The following is an 18,659-nucleotide window of genomic DNA, read 5'->3' as shown; positions in this document are numbered from 1 at the left end:
AACCCAGTGCCACCTTAGTTCTCAGCAGAATTTTGCAAAGTAGTCTCGTGTGCGGGACCGGGCTTTTTTTTGTGCCAGTAAGAAGCCAGCAAAGAGCCCGTAATATTCATGAAAGTTGAAAAGATGACCGGGGCAAGGCCGAGCGTAGCAATTTTTCCCATCCCTTTGGCAAGCCCGGCGGCCATACCTCCGTTTTGCATCCCTACTTCTATAGCGATGGTACGACAGTCACGTTCTTCCATTCCAAATGCCTTTGCCGACCAAAAGCCAAGCAAATAGCCCCCAATATTATGCAGCAGTACCAATACCGCCAGCAATAGGCCAACTTTAAGCAGGCTTTCTCTCCCCGCGGCTGTTATAATAATAATGATACAGATAATCCCTCCCATGGATATCATGGGCATTATCCTTTTTAGCCATGTACTGCGTGTTTTGGCTATTGAAGAAAACAGCACACCCAAAGCAATAGGTATCATGACCATCTTAAAAATATCCGCCACCATTAACCAGGGGTCTATTTTAATAAGCGGACCAGCAAGTAAATTCATTAAAAATGGTGTCAATACCGGCGATAGCATGGTGGAAATGCTGGTTATAGTAACCGAGAGCGCCAGGTTTGCCCTCGCCAGATAGGATACCACATTGGATGCCATGCCGTTAGGGCAACAACCGATCAGTATAATGCCGGCTGCTATCTCGGCAGGCATTCCGGCTAATTTTACGCTCAGTGTCGCGATGCTAAAGCCAAGTAAGGGCATTATAATAAAATGGCTCACCACCCCTATAATGATTCCCCCGGGCGATTTTAATACGCCGAGAAAATCCTGGTAATGCATGGAAGTGCCCATACCAAACATGATGAGCTGTATTAGCGGGATAATAAGCGTAGCATATTTAAAATTGCCATAACTGATAAAAAACTCAGGATAATAAAGCGCCATAGCGGCAGCTCCGAAAATCAGTACCGTATATGCAAAACTTTTGGTTTTTGGCGAAGCACAGAGGCTTACTGCAAGCAGTATAAAAAATGCAAGTACATAAGGCCCTGTGTATCCAAGGCCTTTAGGTATCACAATAAGTACAGCGGCAAACGCAGCGATGGTTAACGTGATAGTGACTTTGAAAAAAGTATTCATACCCGGCATTGATCAAGCAAAGAAAGGGACTCCGGGCATCGCGTATTTCTTCAACCCTCCCTCGTTGATCTCAACACCCACTCCGGGCTTGTCAGATAGCACCAGGAAACCTTTCTCAATAAAGGGTTTATCGTATTGTACTATTTCCTTCCATTTTGGCTCGGTATCGCTCAACGTTTGCCATTCCAGGATATGGAAATTGGGTACCGAGGCACAAACATGCGCGGTTGCCATAGCCCCCAGGAAAGATCCCACCATGTGCGGCGAAAACGGCACATAATATAAGTTGGCAAGGTTAGCTATCCGCTGCCCCTCGCCCAGCCCGCCGCATTTTTGAAGATCGGGCATCACAATATCAATTCCGGCTTCCGAAAGCAGCCTGGTATAACCATAAGCCAGGTAAAAATTCTCCCCGGCACAAATAGGTGTGCTGGTTTCCTGGGTTATAGTTTTGTACACATCAATATTATCGGCAGGTACCGGTTCTTCCAGCCACATTAAATTAAGGGGTTCCATCATTTTTGCAACCCGGCGGCCTGTTGTAGCATCGTAACGGCCGTGCATATCTACACATATATCAATGTTTGGCCCAACCTCTTTCCTCACAGCGGCTATGGCATTATACATCCTGTCGAGTTCGGCGTTACTGGCAGTCCAGTTATAGCGGTCAAATTTATTGGGGTCACGGGCATCGTCAATATCAAATTTCACGGCAGTGTATCCGTGGTTAACCGCCCCGCGGGCAGCCTTTGCATAATCATCAGGCACAGGGTTTGTGGCTGTGTATAATTCCGTATCACAATAAACACGGCATTTATCGCGATATTTGCCGCCTAATAACTGGTAAACCGGTAAACCCAAAGCTTTACCTGTAAGGTCCCAAAGGGCCGCCTCAACCGCGGTGAGCACGGCCACAAACATCCCGGATTGCGCACCGGAAAAAAAGTTCGCTTTCCTGATCTCCTCCGCTATCCTGTTTGGATTTAAGGGGCTTCGGCCTTTCAGCATCCATTCCAGCCGTTTAACCAGGTAATAAGTTCCCGCTATGGCGTCAACTCCTTCGCCCGAGCCCCAGATGCCCTGGTTGGTATATATTTTTACAAAAAGCCCGCCACCCGCGTAGGCGCACTTAACTTCTGTAATTTTAAGGTCGGATGGGGATGATGCCTGCGGGGTGCGCTCTTTGGCATCTATTAGCCCCTGCCCAAATGTTTTATTTAATGGTGCTGCTAATACAGCGGCACCGGCTAATACAGTTTTCGAAAGAAAGCTGCGCCTGTTTTGATAGTTTGACATATTTTATATTTAGGATAGATTTATTTACCAGGTCCGGTTTTTCAGGATATTTTGGATCTGCTCCTTAGGTACCGGTAATTCGTTAATATGCTCGTTAAGCCATGCTGAAAAATCTTTTTCTATATCCGGGCTCCACCGGGCGTCTATTTGCCCGGCTGTGTATTTACCTTCTTTTAACCTCAGGTGGCCAAACATATCCCTTAACCTCACCACTTCGGAGGTGGTCACTACTTTTTCGGCCAGGTGCGGCGGGATAAATATGACTACGCCATTCTCGCCCAAAACCACGTCTCCGGGCATTACGGTAGCCTGCTTGATCCTGGTAGGCTGATTGATCCCAACAATCATGGTGTTCAGGTCGCCGGGCGGGTTATGGTACGATGGATCATAACTTTCTACAAAGGATGTAAAGCCGCCCATCTCTTTTAATCCCCGCAAATCCCTCACCGCACCATTATAAACTATGCCGTTGCCGGTTTTCGCGTAGATAGCGTTACCGACGTTATCGCCGATGGTAGGCCCGTTTTTATGGGCCCCAAACTGATCGGCCACGTACACATCGCCTTTTACCAGCAGGTCTACCGGCCAGGTGTTTTGCCCTTTTTTTCCCTGGGTTTTGCCCCTGTCGTCAATAGCTTTCCATACATCGGGGCGTGCAGGCATGAAAACAGCAGTTACTGCGCGGCCAACCAAAACGCTGTCGGGATTTATCACCAGCCAGTTTTCGGTTAGCTGATAGCCATAGCCTGCATTTTTAAGAACGGCCCAGGCTTCTTCAATACTCACCTGCTTCATCCGGGCCAGGATTGCATCCGGCACCCGGGGGCGACCATCGGCAAAGCGCTCACCTTTCCATTCGGGAGTAAGAAATATCAGCTCATCCCTGGAAATTTGCTGCGCGAAGGCGTTATGAAAAAACAAACAGCATTGCAGCAATGCAATACCCGCAACACGGTAAAGAAGACGGCATTTTCTCATCGTAATAAATTTAAAACGCGCACTATTAAGGGGAATAGCGGCTTTGGTATTGGTTGTAACTGGTTATAATACTTACAAAGTATCATAATATTTAACCCGGAAAATACCATTAAAAAACAGCGTTGGTTTTTATACAAATTTTAGTTTTGTAATGTGTAAACTTGCTTTCAATGGGCGCCCCCTGTTGGATGCCCGATAACCGTTGCAGTACAGAGGCGGCAGCAACGTATACCAATTATTATACTGAATGAATCAATTGATACTTCAGCAGGGCATATCTAAAGAACTTATGCATTTTCCGCATATTCTGGAGTTTACCCACAAAAAGAACAATACTATCCAACTCAACTCCTTTAACAGTAACGTTACGGACTGCATTTGCCTGTATTATATTTTAGAGGGAAAATTCAGCTGGATGATTGACTTACAACAACATACCTTATACCCGGGCGATTTTGCCTTAGTATTGCCCGGGCAACGCATTGGCGGCGAAACGGGAATATTAAATATCGGCGCTCTGTTTGGGTTAAAGATCTCTGCCGAAGATTGTGGAAAGATTTTGCTGGGTAAATGGAGCGGGCTTACTAAAAAGGAAAAACTATCCATCAACCAGATTTTGCTTGTAAATAAGCAACAGCTTGTTTTGAAACTGAAAGAAGCGCAGGTTTTAATGCATAATTTACAACTTGAATTACAAAATGAGGAAGTAGGCTTTTACACACGTGTAAACCAGCTGCTCGACGAGCTTTTTGTGTTGGTGAGCCGGCAATTGATCAGGCAAAACAATTCCAGAAGAGATTTCCCTCAAACATTCCTGAAGCTGGAGCAAACATTACGGCAAAACCTTGCACATCAATGGACGGTGGAAGAAATGGCGGCGCTGACAGGCATGGGGACTACCGCCTTCACGGAAAAAGTAAAAAACTATTCAGGCTTTTCACCTCTAAATTATTTAATCAACATCAGGATAACTGAAGCTACCAAACTGCTTAAAAAAAACGAGGTAAATGTTACCGACATAGCGCTGAGCACAGGATTTTATTCGTCTCAGCATTTTTCCACAACCTTTAAAAAACTTACCGGGTACACCCCAAGCGAGTTCAGAAAAAAATAAAACACCAGATCATCAATATACATCATGAATTGTATCATCATCATAGAAATGGGCACAGACGCTGTAAGGGTCTTCGCCTTTGATCTTTCCGGTAACTTAATCAGTTCGTCAAAGGGGCATTATCCCACCTTTCATGAACAACCTGACCATAGCGAACAGGATCCTGAGCAAATGTTTATTACCATGCTCTACATTTTGAAAAATCTGCTTAATGAAAAGATCTACCCTAAAAAATATACCGTAACCTGTATCTGCTTTGGCTCATCTATGCATAGTTTACTGGCAGTGGATAAGGATGGCATACCGTTAGGCAACGCCATTACCTGGGCTGATAACCGGGGCAAAAAAGAGGCCGCAGAGCTTAAACAAAGCAGCCTGGGCGAGGAGATCTACAAGGCTACCGGCACTCCCATCCACCCGATGTCGTCGTTAATTAAAATTGCCTGGATGAAAAACCACGAACCCGAAAAATTCAAACAGGCACAAAAGTTTATGCCTATAAAGAGCTATATCATTCAACAACTAACAGGAGACTGTGTGATAGATTACAGTATAGCATCTGCAACAGGCCTGATGAATATTCATAAATTAACCTGGGATGAGGCTGCGTTGGAGTTTGCCGGCATAACACCACAGGAGCTTCCGGATCTGCACCCGGTTTTCTATTCGGGGGTAACGCTGAAAAAAGAATATCAAAGGGTTTTAAAACTGTCGCCAACGGTTAAAATCCTGATTGGATCAAGTGATGGTTGCCTGGCTACACTGGGCGCGGGCGTTTGGGAAAATAGTATGGCCACTATTACCATTGAAGATAGCGGCGCGTTCCGGATCATTGGCGATAAAATAATAGAAGACCCCAAACAGCAGATTTTCAACTACCTGCTTACCGATAAGCATATCATCACCGGAGGGCCTACAAGTAACGGTGGCGTGATATTCAATTGGTTTGCGAAACAATTTGGTGATTTTCGGGAGGCTTTTGATATCGATCAATCAATGGAAATGCTGATAGAGGAAGCTGCGGGTGTCGAAGTCGGCTCGGGCGGTTTGATCTTCCTTCCCTTTTTGCACGGCGAACGGGCACCTATCTGGAACCCCAATTCAAGGGGGTGTTATTTTGGCGTTAACATCAGGCACGAGCGCAAACACTTTATACGGGCCACCATTGAGGGTATCTTATATGAGATGTACAGTATTGGCCGTACGCTGGAAAAACACCGTCATATCGAAAGCCTGTCTATCAACGGCAGTTTCGCGTCTATACCCTTTTGCACTCAAATTATAGCCGACCTGTTTAATAAACCCGTAAGCACACTTAACCATGCGGACAGCATAGGCAAAGGTGCGTTCCTGCTAAGCGCGACCGAGATGGGTATTTATCCTTCTTTAGAAGAAGCCTCCAAAACGGTAACCATGCATCAAACCTATTTGCCCAACGCGGAAAACCACAAGGTGTATGCCCAATATTTTAAAGTATTCGAAAGCCTGATAACAAAAGTCGCTGATGAATTTGACGCTATTTCTGATTTGCAACAACGGTATAGTCAATAAATTAACAAGGTGGCCGGGGCCGGGCTGGGATTGACACAGTTTATTTTACAGCCCCGGTTTTAGCTCAACTTTAGGATATTTGAACAGTTAGTTAATTTTTGTTTTTAACTCCAAAGTGGTTGCCAGTGAATCCAGTTTTACTGTGGCTAAGTCAAGATTAATACCCGTTGAATCCTGATAAAATTTAACTTTTTCACCATGCAGTACCCTGCAATGTGTAATAGTTTGTTTAACAGGCGGTAATTTAATGACAGTATCTCCCGCCGGCATTTTCAGCACGTGGATATATATTTTATCACCTCTACTTGTGGCCCCGTAGAAATCATCAACAGGTTGAAAAGGTCCCGGACGCGTTTGATATATGCTCTCGCCATTTTTTGCTAACCACTGCCCCACTTGTCTCAGGCGATCCACATGAGCAGGGGGAATAACACCGTCCGGATCCGGCCCAACATTTAATAACATATTTCCACCGCGGTCAACGGTATTAACAAGCATGTTTATAATCTTTTTCAGCGGCATCAATCGCTGAGCCTTATTGTATCCCCAACTGGTTTCATTAAGGTTCAAGCATTTTTCCCATGGGAAGGGAATAATAGGTCCTTTAACATCCGCGCCACCTTCGTCGGTCTGGAAATCTCCCACCATCCCTGATCTTGGATTAATGACCACATCCGGGTTGTAGCTACGTACCACAGCATTAAGTTTTAATGGTTCCCAAAACCAGGCAGCGTCGGCATCGGTACCTTTATGCGCCAGCCAGCCGCCATCATACCACAAAATATCTATTTTGCCGTAATTCTTCATTAGCTCCTCTACCTGCCCATATGTTTGTTTTTTGAGCAAGGCAGCATTGTCGGAAAGCCCCTTAGGGTCGAAATAACCAGGAAAACGCCAATCCAAAGGAGAATAATAAATGCCTACATAAAGGCCTGCTTTACGGCACGCATCAGTATACTCTTTTACAAAATCACGGTGAGCGGCAGTTTCCCAACTATCAAAATGCCGGTAACTTGAGGGGCTGTTCCAAAGGGCAAAGCCATCATGATGGCGGCTAACCATTACCATATATTTCATACCTGCCTCCTTGGCTACCTTAGCCCATTCTGTGGCGCTAAAATGTTTTGGGTTAAACTGATCGGCTAACCTGGCATATTCCTCTGCCGGTATCTTTTGATTGAACATGGTCCATTCACCCGTGGCCGGAATTGCATATAGGCCCCAATGTATAAACATCCCAAATTTCTGATCTTCCCACCATTGCATCTTTTCGGGCGGAAGGTTAGAACCAGGACCCGATACACCCTGCCCTGCACCCTTTAATGCAGGGTACACCTTACCTTTTTCCATTGATTTTCGTTCTGCGTCGCTCATTTGCTGGCTCTTTACCATAAAAGAATGGCTCAATAGTGTTAGCAGCAAACAAGCTGCCTTGATCGTGGTTTTTCGGTTAAGCATAATTAGGGTTTTCATACAGTAACAATTCAGGCAAATAGCGATGGTTTAAACCTTTTGCATTATAATAAACCCGACGTTTTTCAGGACGGTTTAATAATTAAGGCATACGCCACGCTAAATTAATTAAAGTCGGCGACGCAGAATTACCTAAACCAGACTTTATTTTATACAAAAACGACCTCCGGCCGGTGTCCGGCTCTGCAAAAACTGATCATTTCCGATATCTAAGCGTTTTTGCCTGGTTACAATGCAAAAACACTGCCCATCTCCAATAGAAAATGAAGTTGTCAAGCGAAAGAAAATTTATATTGATATATGAGCCTTAGATTACATTACATTTATTAATTTGCCTGGCTCCGATCTGTTCAATATGATTACTATTATAAATATCATTTTCTGTCTCTCTTTCCTGGTCTTCGCTTACCTTAACCTGAACGATGTCGATCCGTGGCTTTGGGTACCAATATACCTTAGCGCGGCTGTATGTTGCGGCCTGGTAGTTTTTCACCAGGTTTATCCGAGGTTGTATCTATGCCTGATCGCGATATACCTTGTTCACGCAGGCACCATTTATTTTTCTAAAGATGGTGTACGCGACTGGATAACGAAATATAACAGGCCAAGTTTGGTAGAAACGATGCAGGCAGACAAGCCTTATATAGAAAAAACGAGGGAGTTCTTTGGCCTGCTGATCATTGCCGGCGCATTGCTCATCAATTATATCGCAGCCTGAGCAACATGGCTCGGTCAACCCTGATGATTTGAAGATATGTTCACTTATGATATAGAAAAATTTAAGCCTCTGCTTACAGATCTTATTGCAAGACATGTGAGCCCAGATGCCAAAGACTGGCTGCTGGCCCAGGGAGTCCATGCTGCATCTGCCGCAGCATTTAACACTGCCTTCGCCGCCTTGCCGCGTAAGACGGGAAAAGCGCCGGTCAATGCCGGTCCTGAAAATGAAGCTGATTTATCGGCTATCCGTAAAGATTTTTCGATCGCAGGATGGTCGGTTGACAGGCTTGCCAGGGTATGGCTGTTGTTAACGCTTGATACCACCGATAAGGAGCGTTATCAACGCAATATCGAAAACCTATTTTTGGCTGCTGAAATGAACGAATTGGTGGCTTTATATTCGGCTTTGCCTCTGCTTGCTTACGCCCCGATATGGGTACAACGCTGTACGGAAGGTAACCGCAGTAATCTGGGCGTTGTGCTCGAAGCGATCATGTATCGCAACCCTTACCCTGCGGAAAACCTGCCTGAGCCGGCCTGGAACCAAATGGTGCTAAAGGCACTTTTCACCGAAAAAAAGCTGGAACTGATCACGGGATTGGACCAGCGTGCCAATGCCAGCCTTGCACATACATTGATTGATTACGCGCGAGAGCGCTGGTCAGCCGGCCGAAGTACAGATCCTATGCTTTGGCGATTAGTAAGTCGCTTTATGGATGACACGATACTGCAGGACATCAAGGAAGGATTACCGGGTGTAAGCGAACTTGAAAGGGAAGCGGTGGCATTAGCTATTGCCGAAAGCAGCTTTCAGCCAGCAAAAGAATTGTTGAAAGTTGATCATTTAAAGATGGCGGCGGGCAGAAAAACGAGTTGGAACGAATTTATTAACGATACAAAAAATTAATTTTGGGATATGTGTTGCAGCAATTTTGAAAACAGAGAGCAAATACCTGGCGAAAAACCAGAGTCATTTGACATAACCGCCGTAAAAGGTATGCGTTTTTTTGACCCGCATGTACATATGACATCCCGTACAACTGATGACTACCAGGCTATGGCTGATGCGGGCGTGGTTGGGCTGATAGAACCGGCTTTCTGGCTGGGACAGCCCCGGACGGGCATTGACAGCTTTCGCGATTATTACAGCAGCCTGGTTGGCTGGGAAAGATTCCGCTCATCGCAGTTTGGCATTAAACATTATTGCACCATAGGGCTTAACTCCCGCGAGGCAAACAATGAAAGCCTTGCAGAACAAGTGATGGAAATACTTCCGCTGTTTGCTTATAAAGAGGGAGTTGTGGGTATCGGTGAAATAGGTTTCGACGATCAAACAGCGGCTGAAGAAAAATATTACCGCTTGCAACTGGAACTGGCCAGGGAAGCCGGCCTGCCGGTACAGGTCCACACGCCGCACCGCGACAAGAAAAACGGCACACGCCGTAGTATGGACATCGCGATAGAACATGGCATTGATCCTTATAAGGTCATCATTGATCATAACAACGAGGAGACCGTTAAAGAGGTCCTTGACCGGGGTTTTTGGGCTGCATTCACGATTTATCCCTTCACCAAAATGGGTAATGAGCGCATGGTTGAAATCGCCAGACAATATGGCCCGGAGCGGATCATGGTCAATTCGGCTGCTGATTGGGGCATCAGCGATCCCCTGGCTGTGCCGAAAACCGCTGCACTAATGAAAATACGCGGTATCAGTGACAAAGATATCCAATTGATCACCTACGGTAACGCAATTACCGCTTTTGCTCAAAGCGGACAGCTCGATGAAACTGATTTCGCCACGGTGAGGAACGTTGATCAAAGCGTAAAATTTGAAGGTAACAGTATATTGCGAGGCGGCCAGCAACCGAGAATCGATAAATCATCCATCATCATTAGCTAATCGTGATCTTGAGGAAACTGTACATTTATCTTCAGCTCATGCGGCCCGCCAATATTGTTACTTCGGTCGCAGATATTCTGGCGGGGATCGCTATTGCCAGTGCCCCAGGTAGTTTAGTGGAAAGAGCCTGGCCAATGGCTCTCCTGCTTTGCCTTTCCACAGCTTGTCTTTACGGCGGCGGTATTGTTTTTAACGATATTTTCGATGTGGAGACTGATAAGATTGAACGGCCTGAAAGAGCTATCCCCTCAGGCAAGGTTAGTTTACCGGAAGCTTCAGTGCTCGGCACGTTGTTGTTAAGCGCAGGCATTTTATTGGCATTTCTCGTTTCGGCGGCATCTGGTATACTCGCGGCAGCTATTGCGCTCTGCGCGCTGCTCTACGACAAGTTGGGCAAACATCATCCCTTTTTCGGGCCGCTTAATATGGGGATGTGCCGGGGATTAAACCTGTTGCTCGGAGTCAGCATCATACCGGATGCGCTCAACCATTGGTCAATGTTAGCATTGGTGCCTGTGATTTACATATTCTCGATCACCCTGACCAGTCGTGGCGAAGTTCATGGGGGCAAAAGGAACAACTTGTATATAGCGGCATTTTTGTACGCCGCGGTCATCGCCTTTATCAGCTACTTTTCGTACGTTAATAACCGGCTGCTATGGTCACTGCTTTTCATCTTACCCTTTACCTGGATGATATTCAAACCGTTGCTCAGAGCTATAAGAGAGCCTATCGGCAAAAATATTGGTAATGCCGTAAAGGCCGGGGTGATCTCCCTGATATTGATGGACGCTTCCTGGTCTGCCACATTCAGCTCACTCACATTCGCCCTGATGATCGCCTGCCTCTTACCGCTCTCCATGTGGCTGTCGAAAACCTTTGCAGTCACCTAATTAATTTCAATAACAATAGATCTTCCTCCGATGGAACATTTGCAACAGAACTTCAGCGTAAAATATAGTTATAACGTCTTTTTTACTTCGGCTTTATTCGCAAAGGACAATCCCCTTCTGAACGATTTTCTGACAAACGCTGCTACTTCAGGCGCGTTAAGGAAGATTCTTTTTGTGGTGGATCAGGGGGTGGCCGACGCCCACGAGCATTTATGCTCTGATATCAGTTCTTATTTTCAGGCGCATACTGCTGTTCATCTGGTGCCCGAGATCTTGCTGATACCCGGCGGCGAGTACGTAAAGAATGATGAACGCTATTTTGATATGATCCTCGAAGCGGTAAATAATTACGGTATAGACCGGCATTCATACATCGCAGCAATTGGTGGCGGGGCCGTATTGGATATGGCAGGTTATGCTGCTGCAGTAGCCCACCGGGGAGTAAAGCTTATCCGCATACCAACAACTGTGCTGTCTCAGAACGATTCAGGGATCGGGGTGAAGAACAGCATCAATTATTTTGGGAAAAAGAATTTCCTGGGCACATTCGCACCCCCTGCCGCTGTTTTTAATGATGACCAGTTTTTGACCACGCTGACCGACCGAGACTGGCGTTCCGGAATATCCGAAGCTATCAAAGTTGCCCTAATCAAAGACCCTGTTTTTTTCAACTGGATAGAACAGAACGCACCCGCCCTCGTGAGCCGCGACGCGACAGCAATGAATTACCTGATTTGGCGCTGCGCGCAGCTGCACATGCAGCACATTGCCGGCGCCGACCCCTTTGAAAGCGGCTCATCACGCCCTTTGGATTTCGGGCATTGGAGCGCGCACAAACTGGAATATCTCAGCGGCTTCGACGTTCGACATGGTGAAGCGGTAGCCATGGGGATAGCCCTGGATACGGTTTATTCCTGCCTTTGCGGCCGTTTAACCGCTGCGCACAGTGAGCGCGTGGTAAGCCTGATCCAAAACTTAGGTTTTGAAATCAGCCATGGGCTCTTAAAGATCAGCAGAGATGACAGCCCATTATTGCAGGGCATGGAGGAGTTTCGCGAGCATTTGGGCGGAGAGCTCACTATTACGTTACTCAATGCTATTGGCGAAGGTGCCGAGGTGCATGAAATTGATACCGAGCTTTTGAAACAAGCGAGTATTGAACTATACAACCGGCAATTCGAACTTCAGCAAACGCAAATTTAAACAATATAAACATCTGCCCTCATGAAAATAAATGTAGCGCACCTGACCTATTGTACCAATATCCATCCCGCGGAGAACTGGCCGGAAACTTTCGGAGCCCTGAAAAACCATTTCCCGGCAATCAGGGCGGCCCTTGCAGGGAAGGAACAAATGGGTATTGGCCTGCGCCTTTCTAATATGGCGAGCCTGGGTTTGCTGGCAGAGGAAGATAACTTAGCGGAGTTCAAACAATGGCTGTTTGATCATGATGCTTATGTTTTCACGATGAACGGTTTCCCCTATGGCGGTTTCCACAACACCGTGGTCAAGGACGAAGTGCATGCGCCGGATTGGACAACAGTTGAGCGCGTGGATTATACCTTACGCCTGTTTCATATATTGGCCGAATTACTTCCTGAAGGTTTGCAGGGAGGAATTTCAACCTCACCCTTAAGCTATAAGCCATGGCATGCGGCCGGTGAAGCCCGGAACACTGCAAGGGCGATCGCCACGGAGAATATTTTAACGGTGGCGGCCGCACTTTTTGAAAAATACAGTTCGACTGGAATCCTGATGCACCTGGATATCGAACCCGAGCCGGATGGCTTCCTGGAATCAGGCCGGGAGTTTATAGATTGGTTTGAAAACGACCTGCTGCCGCGGGGTATTTTAGTGCTGGGAGAACAGTTTGGCCTGTCTCCGGCTGATGCAGAAGCAGTTGTAAAACAACATATTAACCTATGCTATGATGTTTGCCATTTTGCTATCGGCTATGAAGAACATGAGCGCGTCATTGATGAACTGGCCGCGAAAGGTATCCAGGTAGGCAAGATACAAATCAGTGCTGCCTTGAAGGCCCATCTTCCGGTGGATTTGGCAATGAGGGACGAGGTGACCGACGCGCTTGCCAGATTCAACGAGCCAACCTATTTGCACCAGGTGATCGCGAAAACTGCAAATGGAGAATTGATCCGCTATCCCGATTTACCGGAAGCCCTGGCAGATAGCCGGAACCCGGTAGTCAATGAATGGCGTGCGCATTTCCATGTACCTGTTTTTGTGGAGGATATGGGTGTGGTGCAATCAACACAAAACGATATTATCAGGGTGCTCAACAAGTTCAGGAACGCTGCTTTTACACAACACCTGGAGGTGGAAACATATACCTGGAGTGTATTGCCGGATGAGCTGAAGGCCCCCCTAACGCAATCGATCATCCGGGAATTGGATTGGGTTAAAGCGCAGATATCATAAGAAAGAAACTAATATGAATAAAACGGTAGTTATCGATGTAGTAGGTTTATCCACGTCTCTGATCGGCGAGCATACGCCATTTCTTAAATCTTATACCAAAGACAGACATCTGACGCATATAACACCTGTATTACCTGCTGTTACCACCGCCATGCAGTCCGCCTACGTCACCGGTAAATTTCCTGTTGACAATGGCATTGTAGGTAATGGGTGGTATGACCGCGCGGATTGTGAAGTAAAATTCTGGAAGCAGTCAAACAAACTTGTGGAGGGACAGAAAATATGGGAAAAGGCCAAGAGCGAAGATCCATCTTTCACGAGCTCGATAATGTTTTGGTGGTACAATATGTACTCCTCTGCGGATTACTCCGTGACACCCAGGCCAAACTACCTTGCCGACGGACGAAAAATACCGGATTGTTACTCGGAGCCTGCCGATCTGCGTGACCACCTTCAGGCGAAGTTGGGGCAGTTTCCGCTTTTTCAGTTTTGGGGGCCCGGCGCCAATATCAAATCAAGCCGTTGGATAGCTGACGCTGCAATAGAAACAGATACGTTGCATGACCCGACGCTAACGCTGATATACCTGCCGCATCTGGACTATTGCCTGCAAAAATTTGGTCCGGATTTACCGGTTATTGCCAAGGACCTGAATGATATTGATAAAATTATCGAAGATCTGGTTTCGTTTTACAAGAAAAAAAATGCCGAGATCATCATCCTTTCCGAATATGGTATCTCCCCGGTGGACCGCCCGGTTCATTTAAACCGGGTATTGAGGCAAAACGGCTTGTTAGGCATCAGGATTGAACGTGGACTGGAGATACTTGATCCGGGTGCTTCCAAAGCCTTTGCGGTAGCTGATCACCAACTGGCACATGTCTACATCAACGATGCGAGCGTAACGGCAAAAGTCAAAGCGCTGCTTGAAGCCGTGCCTGGTGTTGAACGGGTGCTTACCCGGGAAGAGCAGGCCGCATATCACATCGACCATCCCCGGGCCGGCGACCTGGTCCTGATCGCTGATGAAAGAAGTTGGTTCACTTATTACTTTTGGCTGGATGACGCGCTTGCCCCGGATTACGCGCGCGTAGTTGACATCCATAAAAAACCGGGTTATGATCCTGTTGAGATGTTTATGAGCTCAAAGCTCCGCGCCGGCTACAAGTTGCTGCGCAAAAAGGCTGGTTTCAGGTATGTGATGGATGTCATTCCCCTGGATGCCGCCCTGATTAAAGGCTCTCATGGCCGGGTGGATGTACCGTCAGAATATCAGCCGGTGATCATTACCGATAACCCATTGGAAAAACAGGACCTGATAGCGACCGACATTCATGATATCATCTGGAGGCACCTGAAAAATTGATTAGCTAAGCTGGCCTTGTATACTGATTGCCGGTTGTTCAAATGATTATCCTGCCATCCGATATGGTCCTTTTTATTAACTGTTCAATATTACAAAAGCAGTTATTCAAAATTCCACCACGCAACCTGTTTGAGGGGGCTGCCTAAAGTGTAAGGCTCCCCAATACGCGGAACGTTTAGTTCGACACCCAACTCCTTTGCTGCAGGCACAAGCCTTTTTATCGGTTCGTTCCAGGGCTGGTTAGCTTCAATAAACTTAGCCCAGTGAATAGGCTGTAACAAACGGGCATGCAGGTCAGCAGCAGCCTGTGCGGGTTGCCCTAACCACAGGTGCGTCCATGGCCAATTGGGGCTATACTGTCCGCATTCCAAAAACGCCAGATCAAATGGCCCGAATTGCTGGCCTATTTGTTTAAAATGCGGCCCGTACCCGCTATCGCCACTGTAAAACAGCCTATAACTGCCAATCTGAAAAACGTAAGAGGCCCATAATGTTTTATTCTCATTCTTATACGTACGATTGCTGCGATGTTGGGCTGGGGTGGCGGTAATCCGAATACCACCGGACAACGTAATCGATTGGTTCCAATTAAGTTCGATGATCTTTTTAGGGTCAAACCCCCAGTATACCAGATCAGCGCCTACTCCCATCGGCACGATAGCCATTTTAATACGATCTTTTAATTTTTTCAAAGTTCGATAATCCAGATGATCGTAGTGATCATGAGAAATGATCAGCGCATCTATTTGAGGCATATCATCGGCGTGATAATGCTTTGTACCCGGGAATGCGGTAATCAATCCGGGCACCGGTCCGGCATGATTGCTAAAAACCGGATCAATGAGCATATTAAACTGCTCGCTTTTTATAAGTAAAGATGAATGTCCAAACCAAACGATCGTAGGTGCAGGAGCAGCTAATGAATTCAGATCGGTTTTAATCCACGGAAGTGCATGAGATGGCCTGATGGTTTCAGGACGTCTGCTCAAAAAAAGAAATTTACGTTTGACCGTCGAATCGGAAAGTTCAGCCAAATTTATAAAAGCTCCATTTTTATAATTTGGTAAAGAATCCAACCGGGTAAGTTCTTCGCCATCCGGATTTTTACCCAGAGATTTAACTACGCCGCAACCACCGACCGTCAATAATAACAGTGCAGCCAACACAATTCCCAAACACGCTCTTTTCATGCACTAAATGATGAATGTAACGTTAAAAAACAACATTTATTTTATAAATGCGTAATCTGTCTTCCCGGCTGCCATATTCCCGCAATTTGAGCCGGCCGTTCTGAATTTATTTCAAAACATAACAAAAGACGAATTTTAAGGCAGGTGAGTTTCCGACGCAAGCCGGCCAGTGTCCGAGAACGATATTGTTGGCTATCGACGGCGAGACGAAATTATCGTGGGAACAAGGGCAGACTCAGAAACAACTCTGATAACACTTTACTCCACCTCAATTCAACGTAACCGGATCCCCCAGGGACGTGCTAATATTCGCGATTTTTAATTACAAGGTTATCTACGCTGAGATTACCGACATGGAGGTTTCTGATTACAGCTTTTTTAACCATGATTCGGCTAATCACCAATGCGCCTATAGCAATCGCGCCAATAGCCATAGATCCCAATGCTAACACAGCAATTGCTGATGCCCCGGTTGCAGAAGCTCCGGTTACCCCGACACAGTTTGTTTTGCCCGTTTCCTTTTCAAAAAGTTTCATGTGATTTTTAATAAAGTCTCTCAAATACGTAACACGACTTGCCTATAATCATTTGTAATTTCCAATTCACCGGACGGTTATTATTTAGTTGCGGAATAGCCAGACTATGCCATCCGCTACCGGATCATGTGAAAATATTTCTCCCTGTTTTCAAATAGCACCCAGATGAGCACCGCCCAAAGCACAAGCACCATCGGTATTCCCGAAGATAAAGAAATAACAGTTAACAATATGCCAACCATAACTGGAAAAATGATCACCGCGCCTAAAGCCCTGAAACGGGGAATAATCACCAGTATCCCTCCAATAATTTCGGCGATGCCGATAAGTGGCATCAGCCATTTGATCTGCATAATGGCGCCAAACATGGCCATAGCATTTGGCGGCATATCTTTTGGTACAGGCATGTAATTTAAAAACTTGTTCAGGCCTGCATTGATAAACATCAGCCCGAATAACAGGCATGCAATGAATAGGATTTTGTTTTTCATTTTTATGTGGTTTAATTGTTTTTTAGTAATTCAATATGGACGGCCTTACACTTTCACCTTTTTCCAGTTCCCTTTTTTAAAGTAATACCAGGAAACCAGGGCTAAAAGCGCCTCCGCCGCGGGCACCGCTGCGATGGCGCCTGCCGAATGCCATCCTAAGCCTTTTGCGAGTAAGTAAGCTAAAGGCACCTGAAAAAGCCAGAAGCACCCAAAATTGATCCATGTAGGCGTTTTGGTGTCACCGGCCCCGTTTAAGGCCTGGCTCATGACCATGGCTATAGCATAAAAAATAAATCCCGAACCGATGATCCGGAGCGCCGTACTGCCAAAGTTCAAAATAACGGGTTCGGTTGTAAATATGCTGATGATGGGACGGGCAAAGAACAGGAACAGCAGCATGACGAAACTCATCAATACAGCATTATATCGCGCCGTAAGCAACACACTTTGAGCCGCCCTTTCAACATGACCTGCACCTAAATTTTGCCCTACCAGGGTCGCAGCAGCATTACTTAACCCCCAGCATGGTAAAATAAAGAAAACAAAATTCCGAAAAGCGATCTGGTAGCCGGCTGAAGCTGCTGTACCGCCGGTTTCAGCAACCAACCGCGTCAAGATGATCCAACTGCCGCTTGCAATGATAAATTGAAAGGTTGCCGGCCAGGCCACAGCGATGATGGTTTTTACCACAGCCGGATCCCAATTAAAGTGAGCACTGCGAAACTTCAGAATGCCGCTGCCTTTAAACAGGTGATATACCTGGAAGGTCACCCCGCAACTCCTTCCAATTACGGTGGCCATAGCAGCGCCCTTCAACCCAAAAAAGTGAATGAAAACCGGGCAGAGAATAATGTTTATAATGCTTGCAATCCAAAGGCTCTTCATCGCCATGGCGGCGTCACCCGCGCCGCGAAAAATTCCGTTGATCAGAAACAACAGGATAATAATAAGGCTGCTGCCCAGCATGATCCGGGTAAAAATAGCTCCGTCCCTCACCACTTCTTCGCTTGCTCCCATTAACTTTAAGATCTCAGGTGAATATAAAACACCAGCCATACTTACTATTATAGTTGTGATCAGGCAGATTACCAGCGCCTGGGCTCCTGCATGCGCAGCGGCTTCCGGTTTCTTTTCACCAATCCTTCGTGCTACGATTGCCGTTGCCGCGGTGCTTAAACCAATAGCGATGGAATAGACAATGGTGATCACCGACTCCGTTAAACCTACCGTGGCTATAGCGTTTTGCCCAAGTTTGCCTACAAAGAACATATCTACCACCGCAAAAACGCTTTCCAGGCTTAATTCCAGGATCATTGGGATAGCCAGTAAAAAGATGGCTTTCGGAATACTGCCTTGCGTATAATCCTGCTGCTCGCCATTAAGAGAAAGCTTAATGGCGTTCCAAAGCTTTGAGCTTGTGATCTGTAATGTACTCATCGTTGCTTATTTAAAAATTTTGTACGATTGCCGGTTTACTTTGTTGTTTTCGTAACACGATCCTGATTGATCATAAACTTAATCAACGATACAAAGATGGGACGCACGCCGTTGTTTCGCAGTGTGCAAAAGCGACAAT

The 18,659-nt window shown here is 46.3% G+C and carries 17 protein-coding genes; 9 read left to right on the top strand and 8 right to left on the bottom strand.

Annotated elements, in window-relative coordinates:
* Window positions 1–14: 14 nt before the first annotated feature.
* The 3 genes from ABID99_RS09470 to ABID99_RS09460 are packed head-to-tail and all read right to left on the bottom strand — an operon-like array spanning window position 15 to window position 3,410.
* Complete coding sequence (locus tag ABID99_RS09470) at window positions 15–1,136, bottom strand: bile acid:sodium symporter family protein (protein WP_373613540.1); 1,122 nt, start codon at window positions 1,134–1,136, stop codon at window positions 15–17.
* A 12-nt stretch (window positions 1,137–1,148) separates the two neighbouring features.
* Window positions 1,149–2,432, bottom strand: coding sequence for a mandelate racemase/muconate lactonizing enzyme family protein (locus tag ABID99_RS09465; protein WP_373613539.1), 1,284 nt, complete (start codon window positions 2,430–2,432; stop codon window positions 1,149–1,151).
* A 24-nt stretch (window positions 2,433–2,456) separates the two neighbouring features.
* Window positions 2,457–3,410 (bottom strand): RraA family protein, encoded by a 954-nt coding sequence (locus ABID99_RS09460; RefSeq protein ID WP_354483498.1) that lies wholly within the window; start codon window positions 3,408–3,410, stop codon window positions 2,457–2,459.
* A gap of 247 nt (window positions 3,411–3,657) precedes the next feature.
* On the opposite strand from ABID99_RS09460, the gene ABID99_RS09455 reads away from it, so the two are divergent.
* Entirely contained in the window at window positions 3,658–4,524 is an 867-nt protein-coding gene (locus ABID99_RS09455) for an AraC family transcriptional regulator (protein ID WP_090526106.1), read from the top strand.
* A gap of 24 nt (window positions 4,525–4,548) precedes the next feature.
* Window positions 4,549–6,075 carry a gluconokinase gene (locus tag ABID99_RS09450; protein ID WP_090526107.1) on the top strand — a complete coding sequence of 509 codons (1,527 nt, stop codon included), beginning with the start codon at window positions 4,549–4,551 and terminating at the stop codon, window positions 6,073–6,075.
* A gap of 87 nt (window positions 6,076–6,162) precedes the next feature.
* Here ABID99_RS09450 and ABID99_RS09445 read toward each other — a convergent pair whose 3' ends face one another.
* Window positions 6,163–7,548 carry an alpha-L-fucosidase gene (locus tag ABID99_RS09445; protein ID WP_373613538.1) on the bottom strand — a complete coding sequence of 462 codons (1,386 nt, stop codon included), beginning with the start codon at window positions 7,546–7,548 and terminating at the stop codon, window positions 6,163–6,165.
* Between the two features lie 355 nt (window positions 7,549–7,903).
* On the opposite strand from ABID99_RS09445, the gene ABID99_RS09440 reads away from it, so the two are divergent.
* The 7 genes from ABID99_RS09440 to ABID99_RS09410 are packed head-to-tail and all read left to right on the top strand — an operon-like array spanning window position 7,904 to window position 14,866.
* Entirely contained in the window at window positions 7,904–8,266 is a 363-nt protein-coding gene (locus ABID99_RS09440; RefSeq protein ID WP_354483503.1) for a transmembrane 220 family protein, read from the top strand.
* Between the two features lie 36 nt (window positions 8,267–8,302).
* On the top strand, window positions 8,303–9,175 hold the full coding sequence (locus ABID99_RS09435) for an EboA domain-containing protein (protein WP_354483505.1): 873 nt from the start codon (window positions 8,303–8,305) through the stop codon (window positions 9,173–9,175).
* A gap of 9 nt (window positions 9,176–9,184) precedes the next feature.
* Window positions 9,185–10,171, top strand: a complete 987-nt coding sequence (locus ABID99_RS09430) for a TatD family hydrolase (protein WP_112653741.1) — start codon at window positions 9,185–9,187, stop codon at window positions 10,169–10,171.
* A gap of 8 nt (window positions 10,172–10,179) precedes the next feature.
* Complete coding sequence (gene eboC, locus ABID99_RS09425) at window positions 10,180–11,064, top strand: UbiA-like protein EboC (protein WP_255485360.1); 885 nt, start codon at window positions 10,180–10,182, stop codon at window positions 11,062–11,064.
* 30 nt (window positions 11,065–11,094) lie between these two features.
* Complete coding sequence (locus ABID99_RS09420; RefSeq protein ID WP_176627211.1) at window positions 11,095–12,267, top strand: 3-dehydroquinate synthase; 1,173 nt, start codon at window positions 11,095–11,097, stop codon at window positions 12,265–12,267.
* A 21-nt stretch (window positions 12,268–12,288) separates the two neighbouring features.
* On the top strand, window positions 12,289–13,500 hold the full coding sequence (eboE, locus tag ABID99_RS09415) for a metabolite traffic protein EboE (RefSeq protein WP_373613537.1): 1,212 nt from the start codon (window positions 12,289–12,291) through the stop codon (window positions 13,498–13,500).
* A gap of 13 nt (window positions 13,501–13,513) precedes the next feature.
* Complete coding sequence (locus ABID99_RS09410) at window positions 13,514–14,866, top strand: alkaline phosphatase family protein (RefSeq protein WP_176627215.1); 1,353 nt, start codon at window positions 13,514–13,516, stop codon at window positions 14,864–14,866.
* A gap of 101 nt (window positions 14,867–14,967) precedes the next feature.
* On the opposite strand, the gene ABID99_RS09405 is transcribed toward ABID99_RS09410, so the two are convergent.
* The 4 genes from ABID99_RS09405 to ABID99_RS09390 form a co-directional block, all read right to left on the bottom strand.
* Complete coding sequence (locus ABID99_RS09405; RefSeq protein WP_373613536.1) at window positions 14,968–16,056, bottom strand: MBL fold metallo-hydrolase; 1,089 nt, start codon at window positions 16,054–16,056, stop codon at window positions 14,968–14,970.
* Window positions 16,057–16,358: 302 nt separating this feature from the next.
* A complete protein-coding gene (locus ABID99_RS09400) occupies window positions 16,359–16,592 on the bottom strand; it encodes a hypothetical protein (protein WP_176627219.1) in 234 nt (77 codons plus the stop codon).
* A gap of 116 nt (window positions 16,593–16,708) precedes the next feature.
* Window positions 16,709–17,083 (bottom strand): DoxX family membrane protein, encoded by a 375-nt coding sequence (locus ABID99_RS09395; protein ID WP_090526117.1) that lies wholly within the window; start codon window positions 17,081–17,083, stop codon window positions 16,709–16,711.
* A 45-nt stretch (window positions 17,084–17,128) separates the two neighbouring features.
* Window positions 17,129–18,520 (bottom strand): MATE family efflux transporter, encoded by a 1,392-nt coding sequence (locus ABID99_RS09390; RefSeq protein ID WP_176627221.1) that lies wholly within the window; start codon window positions 18,518–18,520, stop codon window positions 17,129–17,131.
* Window positions 18,521–18,659: the final 139 nt, after the last annotated feature.

This window comes from Mucilaginibacter sp. OAE612, assembly GCF_041806395.1.
Classification (GTDB): domain Bacteria; phylum Bacteroidota; class Bacteroidia; order Sphingobacteriales; family Sphingobacteriaceae; genus Mucilaginibacter; species Mucilaginibacter rubeus.
Note: the sequence above shows the minus strand (reverse complement) of the source record. Positions and strands in the feature narration are given on the sequence as shown.

What these genes read in the sequence shown, in the direction of transcription:
- ABID99_RS09470 (WP_373613540.1), bottom strand. Translation starts at nt 1,136, where the DNA reads ATGAATACTTTTTTCAAAGTCACTATCACGTTAACCATCGCTGCGTTT.
- ABID99_RS09465 (WP_373613539.1), bottom strand. Translation starts at nt 2,432, where the DNA reads ATGTCAAACTATCAAAACAGGCGCAGCTTTCTTTCGAAAACTGTATTA.
- ABID99_RS09460 (WP_354483498.1), bottom strand. Translation starts at nt 3,410, where the DNA reads ATGAGAAAATGCCGTCTTCTTTACCGTGTTGCGGGTATTGCATTGCTG.
- ABID99_RS09455 (WP_090526106.1), top strand. Translation starts at nt 3,658, where the DNA reads ATGAATCAATTGATACTTCAGCAGGGCATATCTAAAGAACTTATGCAT.
- ABID99_RS09450 (WP_090526107.1), top strand. Translation starts at nt 4,549, where the DNA reads ATGAATTGTATCATCATCATAGAAATGGGCACAGACGCTGTAAGGGTC.
- ABID99_RS09445 (WP_373613538.1), bottom strand. Translation starts at nt 7,548, where the DNA reads ATGAAAACCCTAATTATGCTTAACCGAAAAACCACGATCAAGGCAGCT.
- ABID99_RS09440 (WP_354483503.1), top strand. Translation starts at nt 7,904, where the DNA reads ATGATTACTATTATAAATATCATTTTCTGTCTCTCTTTCCTGGTCTTC.
- ABID99_RS09435 (WP_354483505.1), top strand. Translation starts at nt 8,303, where the DNA reads ATGTTCACTTATGATATAGAAAAATTTAAGCCTCTGCTTACAGATCTT.
- ABID99_RS09430 (WP_112653741.1), top strand. Translation starts at nt 9,185, where the DNA reads ATGTGTTGCAGCAATTTTGAAAACAGAGAGCAAATACCTGGCGAAAAA.
- ABID99_RS09420 (WP_176627211.1), top strand. Translation starts at nt 11,095, where the DNA reads ATGGAACATTTGCAACAGAACTTCAGCGTAAAATATAGTTATAACGTC.
- eboE (WP_373613537.1), top strand. Translation starts at nt 12,289, where the DNA reads ATGAAAATAAATGTAGCGCACCTGACCTATTGTACCAATATCCATCCC.
- ABID99_RS09410 (WP_176627215.1), top strand. Translation starts at nt 13,514, where the DNA reads ATGAATAAAACGGTAGTTATCGATGTAGTAGGTTTATCCACGTCTCTG.
- ABID99_RS09405 (WP_373613536.1), bottom strand. Translation starts at nt 16,056, where the DNA reads ATGAAAAGAGCGTGTTTGGGAATTGTGTTGGCTGCACTGTTATTATTG.
- ABID99_RS09400 (WP_176627219.1), bottom strand. Translation starts at nt 16,592, where the DNA reads ATGAAACTTTTTGAAAAGGAAACGGGCAAAACAAACTGTGTCGGGGTA.
- ABID99_RS09395 (WP_090526117.1), bottom strand. Translation starts at nt 17,083, where the DNA reads ATGAAAAACAAAATCCTATTCATTGCATGCCTGTTATTCGGGCTGATG.
- ABID99_RS09390 (WP_176627221.1), bottom strand. Translation starts at nt 18,520, where the DNA reads ATGAGTACATTACAGATCACAAGCTCAAAGCTTTGGAACGCCATTAAG.